This window comes from Acinetobacter sp. GG2, from assembly GCF_000292385.1.
Lineage (GTDB): Bacteria > Pseudomonadota > Gammaproteobacteria > Pseudomonadales > Moraxellaceae > Acinetobacter > Acinetobacter seifertii.
On the sequence record NZ_ALOW01000026.1, the window covers coordinates 66,413 to 81,848 of the forward strand.

Annotated in this window: 12 protein-coding genes, 1 tRNA gene and 1 pseudogene; 10 read left to right on the forward strand and 4 right to left on the reverse strand. The window is 40.4% G+C overall.

Annotation, left to right across the window (positions count from 1 at the left end; translation table 11 throughout):
• Positions 1 to 83: 83 nt before the first annotated feature.
• Complete coding sequence (locus tag B554_RS0104630) at positions 84 to 869, reverse strand: ABC transporter substrate-binding protein (RefSeq protein WP_019457144.1); 786 nt, start codon at positions 867 to 869, stop codon at positions 84 to 86.
• Positions 870 to 1,044: 175 nt separating this feature from the next.
• Positions 1,045 to 2,073 (reverse strand): LysR family transcriptional regulator, encoded by a 1,029-nt coding sequence (locus tag B554_RS0104635; RefSeq protein ID WP_019457145.1) that lies wholly within the window; start codon positions 2,071 to 2,073, stop codon positions 1,045 to 1,047.
• A gap of 197 nt (positions 2,074 to 2,270) precedes the next feature.
• Between B554_RS0104635 and adeF the strand changes: the two genes are divergently transcribed.
• Genes adeF through B554_RS0104650 form a run of 3 tightly spaced genes read left to right on the forward strand, consistent with a single transcriptional unit; the run spans position 2,271 to position 8,138 of the window.
• Positions 2,271 to 3,491 (forward strand): multidrug efflux RND transporter periplasmic adaptor subunit AdeF, encoded by a 1,221-nt coding sequence (gene adeF, locus B554_RS0104640; RefSeq protein ID WP_019457146.1) that lies wholly within the window; start codon positions 2,271 to 2,273, stop codon positions 3,489 to 3,491.
• Positions 3,492 to 3,497: 6 nt separating this feature from the next.
• Positions 3,498 to 6,677, forward strand: coding sequence for a multidrug efflux RND transporter permease subunit AdeG (adeG, locus tag B554_RS0104645; RefSeq protein ID WP_019457147.1), 3,180 nt, complete (start codon positions 3,498 to 3,500; stop codon positions 6,675 to 6,677).
• 12 nt (positions 6,678 to 6,689) lie between these two features.
• Entirely contained in the window at positions 6,690 to 8,138 is a 1,449-nt protein-coding gene (locus B554_RS0104650) for an efflux transporter outer membrane subunit (protein ID WP_019457148.1), read from the forward strand.
• Positions 8,139 to 8,180: 42 nt separating this feature from the next.
• Here B554_RS0104650 and glyA read toward each other — a convergent pair whose 3' ends face one another.
• Complete coding sequence (gene glyA, locus B554_RS0104655) at positions 8,181 to 9,434, reverse strand: serine hydroxymethyltransferase (protein ID WP_019457149.1); 1,254 nt, start codon at positions 9,432 to 9,434, stop codon at positions 8,181 to 8,183.
• A 60-nt stretch (positions 9,435 to 9,494) separates the two neighbouring features.
• On the opposite strand from glyA, the pseudogene B554_RS19090 reads away from it, so the two are divergent.
• A pseudogene (locus tag B554_RS19090) lies at positions 9,495 to 9,572 on the forward strand (hypothetical protein); the annotation flags it as partial.
• A gap of 107 nt (positions 9,573 to 9,679) precedes the next feature.
• On the opposite strand, the gene B554_RS0104660 reads toward B554_RS19090, so the two are convergent.
• Positions 9,680 to 10,909: an alpha/beta hydrolase gene (locus tag B554_RS0104660; RefSeq protein WP_019457150.1), complete on the reverse strand. Its 1,230-nt coding sequence runs from the start codon at positions 10,907 to 10,909 to the stop codon at positions 9,680 to 9,682.
• A 250-nt stretch (positions 10,910 to 11,159) separates the two neighbouring features.
• Between B554_RS0104660 and B554_RS0104665 the strand changes: the two genes are divergently transcribed.
• The 6 genes from B554_RS0104665 to queF all read left to right on the forward strand — a co-directional run bounded on the left by B554_RS0104665 (position 11,160) and on the right by queF (position 15,430).
• Entirely contained in the window at positions 11,160 to 11,846 is a 687-nt protein-coding gene (locus tag B554_RS0104665) for a putative quorum-sensing-regulated virulence factor (protein WP_019457151.1), read from the forward strand.
• 149 nt (positions 11,847 to 11,995) lie between these two features.
• Positions 11,996 to 12,619: a hypothetical protein gene (locus B554_RS0104670; RefSeq protein WP_019457152.1), complete on the forward strand. Its 624-nt coding sequence runs from the start codon at positions 11,996 to 11,998 to the stop codon at positions 12,617 to 12,619.
• A 102-nt stretch (positions 12,620 to 12,721) separates the two neighbouring features.
• Positions 12,722 to 12,798, forward strand: a tRNA-Arg gene (locus tag B554_RS0104675).
• A 117-nt stretch (positions 12,799 to 12,915) separates the two neighbouring features.
• Positions 12,916 to 13,851 (forward strand): ABC transporter ATP-binding protein, encoded by a 936-nt coding sequence (locus B554_RS0104680; RefSeq protein WP_004700452.1) that lies wholly within the window; start codon positions 12,916 to 12,918, stop codon positions 13,849 to 13,851.
• Positions 13,848 to 14,621: an ABC transporter permease gene (locus B554_RS0104685; protein WP_019457153.1), complete on the forward strand. Its 774-nt coding sequence runs from the start codon at positions 13,848 to 13,850 to the stop codon at positions 14,619 to 14,621. Before B554_RS0104680 ends, B554_RS0104685 begins: the two co-directional genes overlap by 4 nt.
• On the forward strand, positions 14,618 to 15,430 hold the full coding sequence (gene queF / locus B554_RS0104690; RefSeq protein ID WP_004700447.1) for an NADPH-dependent 7-cyano-7-deazaguanine reductase QueF: 813 nt from the start codon (positions 14,618 to 14,620) through the stop codon (positions 15,428 to 15,430). Before B554_RS0104685 ends, queF begins: the two co-directional genes overlap by 4 nt.
• The last annotated feature ends 6 nt before the right edge of the window (positions 15,431 to 15,436 follow it).

Sequence of the window (15,436 nt, forward strand, 5' to 3'; positions counted from 1 at the left end):
TTCTCCTTAAAAACAATATCTAATATTGATGAGATGAGAATAGATTTAAAAATGTCGGCACTTAGCCGACATTTTTCACATCATTAGTAAATGCTAAAAGAGAAGTATTTTTTCTCGAGTTTCTTGTATGTTCCATCAGCAATGATTGCAGCCAAAGCTTTGTCAATATTTGCTTTCAAATCTGCATCTTCTTTGCGTAAACCAATAGCCGCACCTACGCCCAATGTTTTCACATCAACCACATTGCCACCAGCAAAAGCGAAGTTTTTGCCTTTCGGTTGTTTTAAGAAAGCGCCATCAACCATGATTGCATCTTGTAACGTTGCATCCAAACGACCAGACATCATATCTTGGTAAATCAAGTCTTGAGTTGGATAAGGAACAACACTCACACCTTTTGGAGCCCAATAGGTTTTAGCATATGTTTCTTGAATTGTGCCCTGTTGTACCCCCACACGCTTACCTTTCAATGAAGTAGGCGTTGGCAATAACGGTGAGCCTTTTTTTGCAACCATACGCGTTGGCGTATTGTAGATTTTGCTACTAAATAAAATTTGTTTCGCACGTTCATCAGTAACGGTCATTGATGAAAGAATGCCATCAAATTTTTTCGCTTTAAGTGCGGGAATCATACCGTCAAAAGAGTTTTCAACCCAAACACATTTGGCTTTAAGCTTTGCACAAATGGCATTACCTAAATCAACATCAAAACCAGTTAACTTGCCATCTGGTGTTTTATATTCAAATGGAGCATAAGACGACTCAGTACCAAAACGAATCACCTTCCAATCCTTTGCTTGAACATTCGTTGCAACAGCAGCCAAAACTAAGGTTGTTGAAACGAACATTTTTTTCATAAAGCTTGCCATCTTGAAGCTTCTCCTTAAAATCCAAATAAGGTGATAAAAACTTGAGCAATTTCTAAATTACTCTTCTGCCGAAATAATTGCAATTTCTATACCAGTAAATTAAGGATTTATGAATATGTCTAAACAATGGATTGGATTAACTATCTAAATGTTGAAAAATCACTCAAATTTTAAATTAGTTTTTGAGTGTATAGGCTTCTGCCATATTTTCATTTTCAACTAGAGTCCGAATGGTATATTCATGGTTATTTTCTTTAGCGCTGGCAAATTCACATTTCGAATCCCATGACATTGAACAACCACTCAACAATGGACAACTTGCAAATAATTCAGCTACCCAGTCTACAAATACACGAACTTTAGGCGATAAATGACGGTTTTGTAGATAAACGACTGATATTGGCATCGGTGCAGGTAACCATTCAGTCAATACCTCTCTAAGCGCACCAGATTCTAAATGTTTTGCCGCCATATAATATGGACATTGAATTAAGCCAAAACCTTGCACTGCCAAATCAATATATGAATCGCTATCATTGACAGAAACACGCCCTTTCACACCAACGCTATGAATCTCGCCATCCACCATAAAATCCCAGTCAATATTGCGTCCAGTACGACTATTAAAATAATGCACGACTTGATGTTTTTGTAAATCTTCAATGGTTTTTGGTTCGCCATGTTCCATCAAATAACGAGGCGCAGCAACAGTGACACACTGAATTGTTCCGATACGACGTGCAACTAAACTTGAATCTTTCAATTGACCAATACGAATAACACAGTCCACTGCATCTTGAACCAAATCGACGGGACGATCACTCATTCCAATCACCAAATCAATATCGGGGTACTTAGCATGAAAATCACAAAGCATTGGAATAAGGATGAGTCGTCCGATTGACGCTTTAACATCAATGCGCAGTCGACCTCGTGGTCCACGTTCAGAATCATGGAAATTCGATTCTACATCTTCTACGTCGGCTAAAATTCGTGCAGTCCTTTCATAATAAACTGCGCCATCTGGTGTCAAACTCAGTTTACGAGTGGTTCGGTTCAATAAACGAACTTGTAAATGTTTTTCTAAACCTTGAATAGTTGTCGTCACAGAAGCACGCGGTAGTCCTAAACTGTCAGCCGCTAAACTGAAACTATTTGTTTCGACAACTTTATTAAATACTTTCATCGCATGAAATAGATCCACACGCACGCTCCTATCAATGCATTTATTTAATCAAACACATCAATTGTTATAAAAATACGAATAGTGTTATCGAATTTAATATATTTATTCGTGATTGACAAACTTTTATGCTCCGTCCATCCCATAAACCCTGTTTCTCCCATACGGACCACAACTAAAAGTCTGAAAACAGGTATCCAAATAACTAGGAGCACCTCATGTCATTTTCCCGCAAACAGTTCGCACTGTCTGCCATCTTTGTCGCCATTTTGGCTACAGGGGGTAGTTTTATGTTTTTACATGAAAATGCCGATGCAAAAGCTGCACCGACCAGTGCCCAACAAGCTGCAACAGTTGATATTTCTAATGTCATCAGCAAAACGATTACCGATTGGCAAGAATATTCCGGTCGTTTAGAAGCGATTGATCAAGTCGATATTCGGCCACAGGTTTCAGGTAAACTCATTTCCGTACACTTCAAAGATGGCAGTCTTGTAAAAAAAGGCGATTTACTTTTTACAATCGACCCACGTCCTTTCCAAGCAGAACTGAATCGTGCTCAAGCTCAACTTGCTTCGGCTGAGGCACAAGTCACTTATACGGGATCTAACCTTTCTCGTATTCAACGTTTAATTCAGAGTAATGCTGTATCACGCCAAGAGCTGGATCTAGCTGAAAATGATGCACGTTCAGCGAATGCCAACCTACAAGCTGCTAAAGCCGCTGTTCAGTCTGCACGTTTAAATCTTGAGTACACTCGTATTACTGCACCAGTCAGCGGCCGAATTTCCCGTGCCGAAGTAACCGTTGGTAATGTGGTGTCTGCAGGTAATGGCGCACAGGTCTTAACAAGCTTGGTGTCTGTATCTCGCCTTTACGCCTCTTTCGACGTTGATGAACAAACTTATCTCAAATACATCAGTAATCAACGTAATTCAGCACAAGCTCCTGTCTATATGGGGCTTGCCAATGAAACAGGTTTCTCTCGTGAAGGAACTATCAACTCCATTGATAACAACCTGAATACGACCTCAGGTACGATTCGCGTGCGCGCAACTTTTGATAATCCTAACGGAGTTTTATTACCAGGCTTATATGCACGAATCCGTTTAGGTGGAGGTCAACCTCGTTCAGCAATTCTGATTAGCCCAACTGCAATTAGTGTCGATCAAGATAAACGTTTTGTTGTAGTCGTCGACGCTAAAAATCAAACTGCTTACCGTGAGGTAAAACTCGGTGCACAACAAGATGGCTTGCAAATCGTAAATAGCGGATTACAAGCGGGTGATCGTATTGTGGTAAATGGTTTACAGCGGATTCGTCCAGGTGACCCTGTTACACCTCATCTTGTACCTATGCCAAACGCACAAATCACTGCGAGCAGCACTACTCCTCAACCTCAGCCAACAGAAAAAACTTCAACTCCGGCAAAAGGTTAATCACATATGAATATCTCTAAATTTTTTATTGATCGGCCGATCTTTGCTGGTGTGTTATCAGTACTGATTTTACTTGCCGGTTTACTGTCGGTATTTAAATTACCGATTTCAGAATATCCGGAAGTTGTTCCACCCTCTGTGGTGGTACGTGCTCAATATCCGGGTGCAAACCCAAAAGTCATTGCTGAAACTGTTGCTTCTCCGCTTGAAGAATCAATTAACGGCGTTGAAGACATGCTGTATATGCAATCTCAGGCAAACAGCGACGGTAATTTAACCATTACGGTGAATTTTAAGCTCGGTATCGACCCAGATAAAGCACAGCAATTGGTTCAAAACCGTGTATCTCAAGCCCTGCCTCGTTTACCTGAAGACGTACAGCGTTTAGGCGTTACTACTTTAAAAAGCTCACCGACTTTAACCATGGTTGTGCATCTGACCTCACCAGATAATCGCTATGACATGACTTACTTACGTAACTACGCGGTGCTAAACGTAAAAGACCGTTTGGCACGCTTACAAGGTGTAGGTGAAGTCGGTTTATTTGGTTCTGGTGACTACGCGATGCGTGTGTGGCTCGACCCACAGAAAGTAGCGCAACGTAATCTCACAGCCACTGAAATTGTCAGTGCAATCCGCGAACAAAACATTCAAGTTGCAGCAGGAACCATTGGTGCATCACCAAGTAATTCCCCTTTACAACTTTCGGTAAACGCTCAAGGTCGTTTAACCACTGAGCAAGAATTCGCAGATATCATTTTAAAAACTGCTCCTGATGGTGCGGTCACTCGATTGGGTGATGTTGCACGCGTTGAACTTGCAGCTTCACAATATGGCTTGCGTTCATTACTTGATAACAAACAAGCGGTCGCCATTCCAATTTTCCAAGCACCGGGCGCGAATGCTTTGCAAGTTTCTGATCAAGTGCGTAGCACAATGAAAGAACTTTCAAAAGATTTCCCATCTTCAATTAAATACGACATTGTGTACGATCCGACTCAATTCGTACGTGCCAGTATTAAAGCAGTCGTTCATACCTTACTTGAAGCAATTGCACTGGTTGTTGTGGTCGTTATTTTATTCTTACAAACATGGCGTGCTTCAATCATTCCATTACTTGCCGTACCAGTTTCAATTATTGGTACATTCGCGCTCATGCTTGCTTTTGGTTACTCGATCAATGCTCTTTCACTGTTCGGGATGGTACTTGCCATCGGGATTGTGGTCGATGACGCGATTGTCGTCGTCGAAAACGTAGAGAGGAATATTGAAGCAGGCCTAAACCCAAGGGAAGCAACTTATCGTGCCATGCGAGAAGTAAGCGGACCGATTATTGCCATTGCCTTAACGCTGGTTGCCGTTTTCGTACCTCTTGCCTTTATGACAGGCTTAACAGGGCAATTTTATAAACAATTTGCCATGACCATTGCCATTTCAACGGTTATTTCGGCATTTAACTCCCTTACGCTATCTCCTGCCTTAGCTGCCATGCTACTAAAAGGACATGATGCGAAACCTGATGCATTAACACGCCTTATGAATCGTGTATTTGGACGTTTCTTTGCGCTGTTTAACCGCGTATTTACCCGTGCATCAGACAACTATGGTAAAGGCGTAAGTCGTGTTATCTCCCATAAAGCATCGGCAATGGGTGTCTATGCAGCACTTTTAGGTTTAACTGTTGGTATTTCTTATATTGTTCCGGGTGGCTTTGTTCCCGCTCAAGATAAACAATATTTGATTAGTTTTGCGCAGCTACCAAACGGCGCATCATTAGATCGTACCGAAGCTGTCATTCGTAAAATGAGTGATACGGCACTTAAACAACCTGGTGTAGAAAGCGCGGTTGCCTTCCCTGGTCTCTCAATTAACGGTTTCACCAATAGCTCAAGTGCCGGTATTGTCTTTGTGACCTTAAAGCCATTCGATGAACGTAAGGCCAAAGACTTATCTGCAAATGCTATTGCAGGTGCCTTAAACCAGAAATACTCAGCTATTCAAGATGCTTATATTGCGGTTTTCCCACCACCACCTGTGATGGGCTTAGGGACTATGGGCGGCTTTAAACTTCAACTTGAAGACCGAGGTGCCTTAGGCTATTCAGCCTTGAATGATGCTGCTCAAAACTTTATGAAAGCAGCACAATCAGCTCCTGAACTTGGTCCAATGTTCTCAAGTTATCAAATTAACGTGCCTCAACTCAACGTAGATTTGGACCGCGTGAAAGCTAAGCAACAAGGTGTTGCCGTGACAGATGTTTTCAACACCATGCAGATTTATTTAGGTTCTCAGTACGTTAACGACTTTAACCGCTTTGGACGTGTTTATCAGGTTCGAGCACAGGCAGATGCACCTTTCCGTGCCAACCCTGAAGATATTTTGCAGCTTAAAACCCGTAATAGTGCCGGACAAATGGTGCCATTATCTTCATTGGTGAATGTAACTCAAACCTATGGCCCTGAAATGGTGGTGCGTTATAACGGTTATACCGCAGCAGATATTAATGGCGGTCCTGCGCCGGGTTATTCATCTAGCCAAGCAGAAGCTGCGGTTGAACGTATTGCTGCACAAACTTTGCCGCGTGGTATCAAGTTTGAGTGGACAGATTTAACTTACCAAAAAATCTTGGCTGGTAATGCAGGACTCTGGGTATTCCCAATTAGCGTATTACTGGTGTTCTTAGTTTTAGCTGCTCAATATGAAAGTCTAACCTTACCATTAGCAGTCATCTTAATTGTACCGATGGGAATTTTGGCGGCTCTGACTGGTGTTTGGCTCACCAGTGGAGATAACAACATCTTTACCCAAATCGGTCTGATGGTACTGGTTGGGCTGGCCTGTAAAAATGCCATTTTGATTGTTGAATTTGCGCGGGAACTCGAAATGCAAGGAGCAACTGCTTTTAAAGCAGCAGTTGAAGCAAGTCGTCTTCGTTTACGTCCAATTTTAATGACATCTATTGCATTCATTATGGGTGTAGTCCCACTGGTTACTTCAACTGGCGCAGGTTCTGAAATGCGTCATGCCATGGGTGTTGCAGTGTTCTTCGGAATGATCGGGGTAACTTTCTTTGGTTTATTCCTGACCCCTGCCTTTTATGTCCTGATTCGTACATTGAATAGCAAACATAAATTGCATTCAGCAGCAGTTCATGAAGCACCATTAGCCAACCCACACGATCATTAAGGAGGACATTTAATGACTACAGCAAAACAAAGCTTGTTATTGTCCTCACTCATGGGGAGCCTGCTTCTTGCAGGCTGCTCTTTGGCTCCGGAATATCAACCTGCAAAAGTCATAGTTCCTGTCAAATTCAAAGAGTCAGACCCTAAACTTGAAGACAATAATTGGAAAATTGCCCAGCCTGCCGATCAGCAAGTTCGAGGTGAATGGTGGCGTGTTTTTAATGATGCTCAATTGAATGAGGTAGAACAACAAGCGATTGCCGGCAACCAAAATCTTAAAGCGGTGGCAGCTAATATTCAGGCTTCACGCGCAATACGTTCGGCAGCACAAGCTGAACGTTTGCCAAGTATTGGTGCTGGCTTTGGCCCAACTCGTCAAAAAACCTCTCCTGCTTCATTGGGGTTAGATGACAATGCTCATACATCTGCACAAACCTTATGGCGCGCTCAAGCAAATGTTTCATATGAGCTCGATTTATTTGGTCGTATCGCTAGTAGTGTCAATGCAGCAACAGCGGATCTACAACAGCAAGAAGCGTTATATCAGTCGGCACTTTTAGCGTTACAGGCCGATGTTGCACAAGGTTATTTTCTCATTCGCCAGCTTGATGCTGAACAAGCAATTTATAATCGTACTATTAAATTACTTGGTGAGACACGAGATCTCGTTCAAACCCGATTTAAAAATGGCTTAGTCAGTGAATTAGATGTTTCTCGTGCACAAACTGAACTTGCTACAGCTCAAACCAATGCACTGAGCATTGCTCGTAACAGAGCCAATGCTGAACATGCACTTGCAGTATTGTTAGGCAAAACACCAGCTGACTTTAGCTTAGCTGTCCAACCTTTAACTACAAATAGTCTTCGTCTTCCAGCAGGATTACCATCGATTTTACTTGAAAGGCGACCTGACATTGCTGCTGCTGAACGTGCTATGGCAGCAGATAATGCACGTATTGGAATTGCCCGTGCAGCTTTTTTCCCGAAAGTTAATCTAACGGGTGCCTTAGGTTATGAATCTTCAAGTTTAAGCGAGTTAGGTAAATGGTCGAGCCGTACCTTCTTGCTTGGTCCAGTCGCAGGTACTATTTTATCTTTACCATTATTTGATGGCGGACAACATAAAGCAGGTGTTGCTCAAGCACGAGCAGCTTATGAAGAAAGTGTTGCCAACTATAGACAAACTGTACTAAACGCCTTTCGTGAAGTTGAAAATGGTTTGTCCGATCAACGTATTCTTGATCAGCAAATTCAAGCTCAAAACCAAGCACTCTCATCGTCTCGCCATGCAAATCAACTGTCTCATCTACGCTATCGAGAAGGTGCGATTAGCTATCTTGATGTGATTGACTCCGACCGGACTATTTTGCAGCAAGAACAATTGGCAGCTCAGCTTAAAGGTGGCCAAATCATTGCTAGTGTAAACTTAATCCGTGCTTTAGGTGGGGGTTGGAATAACTGATATAAAAAAAGCGCCTTACGGCGCTTTTTTTATACACACAAATTATTTTGCATATACAGGGAATTTTGCACAAACAGCTTCAACTTTCGCTTTTACATCAGCAATAACTTTTTCGTCACCTTTGCTGTCAATCACGTCAGCGATCCAACCAGCAAGTTCACGAACTTCAACTTCACCAAAACCACGAGTTGTTACTGCTGGAGTACCAATACGGATACCAGAAGTTACAAATGGAGAACGTGGGTCATTTGGAACTGAGTTTTTGTTCACAGTAATGTGAGCAGCACCTAACCAAGCGTCAGCATCTTTACCAGTTACGTCTTGTTTGATTAAAGATAACAAGAATAAGTGGTTGTCTGTACCGCCAGAAACAACATCATAACCACGTGCGATTAATACTTCAGCCATTGCTTGAGCATTTTTCACAACTTGTTGTTGGTAAGCTTTAAAGTCATCAGACATTGCTTCTTTGAAGCAGATTGCTTTAGCAGCAATCGCATGCATTAATGGACCACCTTGGTTACCAGGGAATACAGCTGATTGAAGTTTTTTCTCGATTTCTTCATTCGCTTTCGCAAGGATTAAACCAGAACGTGGACCACGAAGTGTTTTGTGAGTCGTCGTTGTAGTTACGTCAGCAATTTGAACTGGGTTTGGATATACGCCAGCAGCAACAAGACCTGCAACGTGAGCCATATCAACAAAAAGGTAAGCGCCAACTTTGTCCGCGATGTCACGGAAACGTTGCCAATCTACAACACGGCTATAAGCAGAGAAACCAGCAACGATCATTCGTGGCTTGTGCTCTAACGCTAAACGTTCAACTTCTTCGTAATCGATCTCGCCAGTTTCAGAGTTTAAACCATACTGAACAGCGTTATAAGTTTTACCAGAGAAGCTTACTTTTGCACCGTGAGTCAAGTGACCACCGTGAGCCAAGCTCATACCCAAAACTGTGTCGCCTGGGTTAAGAAGTGCTAAATAAACAGCAGAGTTAGCTTGTGAACCAGCATGTGGTTGAACGTTTGCGTAATCAGCACCAAAAAGTTCTTTAGCACGGTCGATCGCCATTTGCTCAATAACATCTACATACTCGCAACCGCCATAATAGCGTTTGCCTGGATAACCTTCTGCGTATTTGTTCGTAAGTTTTGATCCTTGCGCTTCCATCACAGCAGGAGAGCAATAGTTTTCAGATGCAATTAACTCGATATGTGCTTCTTGACGCTCATCTTCAGAAGCAATAGCTTGAGCTAATTCTGGATCAAATTCAGAAATGGAAATATTGGCAAACATTAGCGGGGGTCCTATAAATTAGGGCTTTTAAGCCGTGCTAAGATTGCGGCATATTGTAGCATGAACTTTATAATTAAACAGAATCAAGTTAGCTCAGTTTTAAATAAAAATGGCTCAATTTTTATAAAAAATGAGCCATCAAATCTAAAATAATTTATAAACACTTAAAAAGCATTTATTTAATAATTTTCTAAAGTTAAATTTAGCTTTTTATAGCAACAAAAAAACTTTAAATATCATTACCCTTATTGAGCTGACAATAGGTTTTGTACATTTCCAACAATGTTATCTACATTACTACTCATTGCTGAATCGTGATCCCAGTTACCCGTCACATAGCTATTAATTTTTGTACCTACCACAGTGGCATTAGATATCAAAATATCAGTCGCTACTTTCGGAACTGTTGTATCTGCTAAGCCCTGATAAATAATAATCGGGGTAGTGACTTTTGCCTGTAAAGGTTGAGAATCTTTATCTAAGAATGTTTTAACTAAAGGTACTGCCATAAAATTAGGTTGAGTACGCGTATATCCATCCAGTGTTCCATTATGCTCTGTAGCATACTTAGTCATACCTGCACCAAAGGCTTGACCCAATGGCCCTGCACAAATTGTTTCCGCCTGCTGTGCAGTACTTGCGGTTTGTGAAGTAAATACCTGCGAATAATCAAAGCTTGGTTGTGTATTTCGAATGCCAGCTGTAACTAAAGCAGTATATGTATCAAGCTGTGCATACATTGGGATCTTTTTATCCAAAGTTGCATTGGCAACGGCTTGTTCACCTGCAATTAAAATAAATCCTAGATTTGAAGCTGGTGCTACTGCTACTGTACCTTTATAGTTTAGCTGTGCACGACTTGCATATTGTGCAGCACCCAATGCAGCATGCCCACCCTGAGAGTGACCTACAGTGACCCATTTATTCGAAGTCAATAAATTACGCTGAGATAAATAATTGCGTGTTGCAACCACGGCGTCAGTAATTGAATAAGCTTCACTTTTAACATTTAAGAATGGATGTATACCTGGGGTTCCTAAACCCTCATAATCAGGTGCGACAACGACATAACCCGCCGCAAGAAGTTTACTAATTAAATCTTTAGTACTATCTGTTAATGCCGATTTACTTGGTGCGCATGCATCTGCAACCCCTGTCGTACCATGAGCCCAAACCACAATTGGCCAACCGCCTGCTGGTGGTGGTGTCGTCGGTGTAAATACTAAACTTGTTGCCTGAACCTCTTGTCCACTTTGGCCTAACATTTTATAAGTCAAAATACTACTTTCAGCAGCAACCGCCCCTAAGTTAGTACTTGTGTAAGCATCGACTTTAACCACTGGATTTTGAATATTATTGGCTGGTGTACCAGATGGATCAGTAGTTGCTGGACTGTCATCACTACTTCCACCACCACATGCCGTCAACAATAAACTTGTGCTAAGAACACTGGTCATGAACAGTTTCATTTTCATTGGTATATCTTCCCTTAAATTCGATTTTTGTTGTGCTTTAGTTTTTAATGAACATTTTAAATGTCTTACAAACAATTACGCCTAATCTTCACTTTTCGCAAGTGATATTTAATCAAAATAAGTAGCGAGATTTTCTACTTTTCAACATAAATTAAATTTCATAGCTATATCTAACCTTATTCTATGTTTTAAAGTCGCTAGTCAACTGTTAACATTGACGGTTACTTGTGATTGTTTAAAGGTTCAAAAGATGCAAGCCATTATTTTAGATACAGAAACTCATACACTAAATGGTTTGCCTATTGAAATTGCATACGCTCCCATTGAACTTAATGCAGGTAAACTGACTTTAGATAAAAGCAAATTATTTGATCAGCTCTATCAGGTTGGAACGCCGATCTCTTATGCTGCGATGGCGGTGCATCACATCTTGGAGTCTGACCTAGAAAACCAGCCTCACTATAAAACATTTAAATTACCTGATAGCACAACTTATATTATTGGTCACAACATTGATTATGATATTGCAGCTATTGCTCGTTGTGGCGTTGATGTATCTCATATAAAACCAATTTGTACTTTAGCTTTAGCACGCAAAGCTTGGCCAGATGCAGAAGCTCATAATATTTCTGCACTCATTTATATGATTTCTCAAGGCAGCAGTAAAGCACGAGAATTACTCAAAGGTGCACACCGTGCCGATGCCGATATTATTTTAACTGCCAATATTTTGATGCATATTATCTATCATTTAAATATTCAAGATATTGAAGAGCTTTACCAAGTTTCTGAAGAAGCCCGTATCCCCACGACTATTAACTTTGGTAAGCATAAAGGTACAGCAATTGCTGAACTGCCAAAAGATTATATTCAATGGCTTCTACGTCAAGACGAACTTGATGCCTATTTACGTAAGGCATTAGAAAGTGCATTTTAAAGACTTAACTTAAATAGATGATATTCATAAATTCTTCATCATATTGTCATTTTTGAGTTTTATCTTTAACCCCATTTATATTTTATTAAGAACAGTACTGTTTGATAAAAATTAAACAGTCTGCTTCATTTTTATATTGGGGAAATACAATGTCTGGTTTTTATCGAACCAATTTGGGAAGAGTTGCGCTTCAACAACGTAATATTACGTTAAATGCAAAACAAAGACGTTTACTTCTACTCATTGATCATGAAGATTTTCAAAGCCTTAATAGTGAGTTTAAAAAGCGTATTGCTCCTCCAGAGCTGATTCAACAACTGATTGATTTAAAACTCATTGCTACTTCTAACGAAAGTTACTCAGAGTTGACCGAGCAAATATCTATGCAAGAGTCATCTATACCATCAAATGAAGTACATCCGAAAAATATTGATGAGAATAAAAGTAACGATTTAGTTGGAGAGATTCAGGTTCCCCAATCAACGTCTGTAACTTCTTCAAATATAGAAAATGACCAGCCATCTATTCCAGTTCAGCAACTGTCTTTTGAAGAAATACAATTATTAATGAAACAAAGCTTAGGTCAGTTCTGTGGCCTTATGGCAAAACCCCTTATTCAAAAAATAGAGCAAATCAAAACACTTCAAGAACTTAAAATGTGTCAAATGCAATGGATTACTCACTTACAAGAGTCACGTATTCCACCTCATGAGCTAGCAAAGACACTTCAATCTATTAACTATTCAATTCAGCTTATTCAACAACGCATCTAAAAATAGAACAAGCTGCTGTTTAAATAAGCATTAAACTCACTTGGTATGTATTTCGTGCTTTACCTACCGGTGTTTTTTTCCTATGATGTGCCCCACACATGTGCGCTCGTAGCTCAGTTGGATAGAGTACAGGTTTCCGAAGCCTGGGGTCGTGGGTTCGATCCCCGCCGGGCGCACCAATTTATATATAATAACTTCATAAATTTATTCCAATTTCAGAAAATTCCGACTATTTTACTTGGTTTATTAATCATTATCGCTCAAAATATACCCCTCTTTCATAATGTGAGAATTTCATGACTGATGCTTTGGTATTAAAAGATTTGTCCAAAACATATCGTAATGGTTTTCAGGCGTTAAAAGGTATTAACCTCACTGTGCCTGAAGGTGAATTTTATGCGTTGTTAGGCCCAAATGGTGCCGGCAAATCAACAACCATTGGTATTATCAGCTCCCTCACAAAAAAGACCTCAGGAACAGTTGAGATTTTTGGGCACAATCTCGACACTCACCCATCCTTGGCAAAACAACAGCTTGGCGTTGTCCCTCAAGAATTTAATTTTGGGCAGTTTGAAAAAGCCTTCGATATTTTAGTCACTCAAGCTGGCTATTACGGCATTCACAAAAAGATTGCCGAAAAACGTGCCGAACATTATTTAGAAAAACTTGGCTTGTGGGAAAAACGCAATATACAAGCACGCATGCTGTCTGGTGGTATGAAACGCCGTCTAATGATTGCCCGTGCCATGATGCATGAGCCTAAACTTCTTATTTTAGATGAACCTACTGCCGGCGTAGATATTGAGTTACGTCGTTCTATGTGGGATTTTCTAACCGAAATGAACGAAAGTGGCACTTCTATTATTTTAACGACACACTATTTAGAAGAAGCGGAAATGCTCTGTCGTCAAATTGCCATCATTGACCGCGGTGTCATCAAAGAAGACACCAGTATGAAAAGTTTCTTAAACCAGTTGAGTGAAGAATCTTTTATTTTCGATTTAGCAGAACCGATTGCCCCACTCCAGTTAAACATTATTGGAGTGAAATTCAACTTAATTGATAGCAGCACTTTAGAAGTAACCATGGATAAGGCTCATACATTAAATGACTTATTCCAACTTTTAGAGTCACAAGGTATTCGTGTTCGTAGTATGCGCAACAAATCAAATCGCCTCGAAGAGCTATTTGTCAAAATGGTTGAGAAAAATCTTGAAGGAGAGGCAAAATGAACTTTAACCAACTGCAAATTGCCCTCTGGACTTTAGTTCGTAAAGAAGTACGACGATTTCTTCGCATTTGGCCACAAACCTTATTACCACCTGCGATTACCATGAGCTTGTATTTTATCATCTTTGGTAATTTGGTTGGCTCACGTATTGGACAAATGGGCGGCGTAAGCTATATGCAGTTTATTGTGCCCGGCCTGATCATGATGGCTGTTATTACCAACAGTTATGCGAACGTCTCTTCCAGTTTCTTTAGTGTGAAATTCCAAAAAAGCATTGAAGAACTTATTATGAGCCCTGTGCCATTACATATTATTTTATGGGGCTATGTGATTGGTGGTATTTGTCGTGGTGTTCTAGTTGGGGCCATTGTTACTGCAATGAGTATGTTCTTTACTGACCTTTTTATACATAATTGGTTCGTAACTATATATACAGTCTTAATTACATCTGTTTTATTTTCCTTAGGCGGCTTCATTAATGCAGTCTATGCAAAATCTTTTGATGATATTTCTATTATTCCAACATTTGTACTTACTCCACTCACCTATTTAGGTGGTGTGTTTTATGCCATTAGTGCACTTGGTCCTTTTTGGCAAAAACTTTCTTTAATTAATCCTATTGTGTATATGGTTAATGCTTTCCGTTTCGGCATCTTAGGTCACAGTGATGTGAACGTTACGTTCTCTTTAATCGTTGTGACATTATGTTGTGTTGTACTTTACGGAGTTGCTTACTATTTACTTGCTCGTGGTTCAGGAATGCGTGAATGAGTGTCGAACAGTCTTTATTGGGTAAAGAAACCCAGTATCCAACTAGCTATCAACCCGATGTGTTATTTCCAATTGCACGTGCTCAATCTCGTGAAAACTATTCACATATTGAAGGCATTACCCAAGGTAAAGATTGGTGGCATGTTTTTGAAATATCTTGGTTAAACTCGCACGGTATTCCGCAGGTTGCTATTGGTAGAATTACCTTGCCAGCTTCTTCACCAAATTTGATTGAATCAAAGTCATTAAAACTTTACTTCAATAGTCTTAACTTCACTCAGTTTGATTCTAAAGCGTTATTCATTGAAACAGTTGAAAAAGATTTATCGGCTGCAGCAGGTGCAAAAGTTGAGCTCACGTTATTTCAAGTAGATGATCTCGATATTTCCAAGCCACAAGGCATTTGTATTGATGATCTAACACCTGAACGTTTAGAACAACATCCCGATGCATCGCTTTTAAAACTAGATGAGTCTGACGAAGAAGTCGAAATTGAGCTGTATTCTCATCTTTTGAGAAGTAACTGCCCAGTCACGGGACAACCGGATTGGGGTACAGTTTTTATCCGTTTTAAGGGCAAAAAACCTTGTTATCGTAGTGTATTAGCTTATATTATCTCGTACCGTCAGCATAACGGTTTCCACGAACAGTGTGTTGAGCAAATCTTTGCAGATGTTTGGCAAAATTTGCAGCCTGAAAAGCTGATGGTTTATGCAACTTATACTCGCCGCGGTGGACTTGATATCAATCCTTGCCGAGTATCGGATCTATCATGGATGCCAAAACCGATTCGATTGGCACGACAATAAAACGAA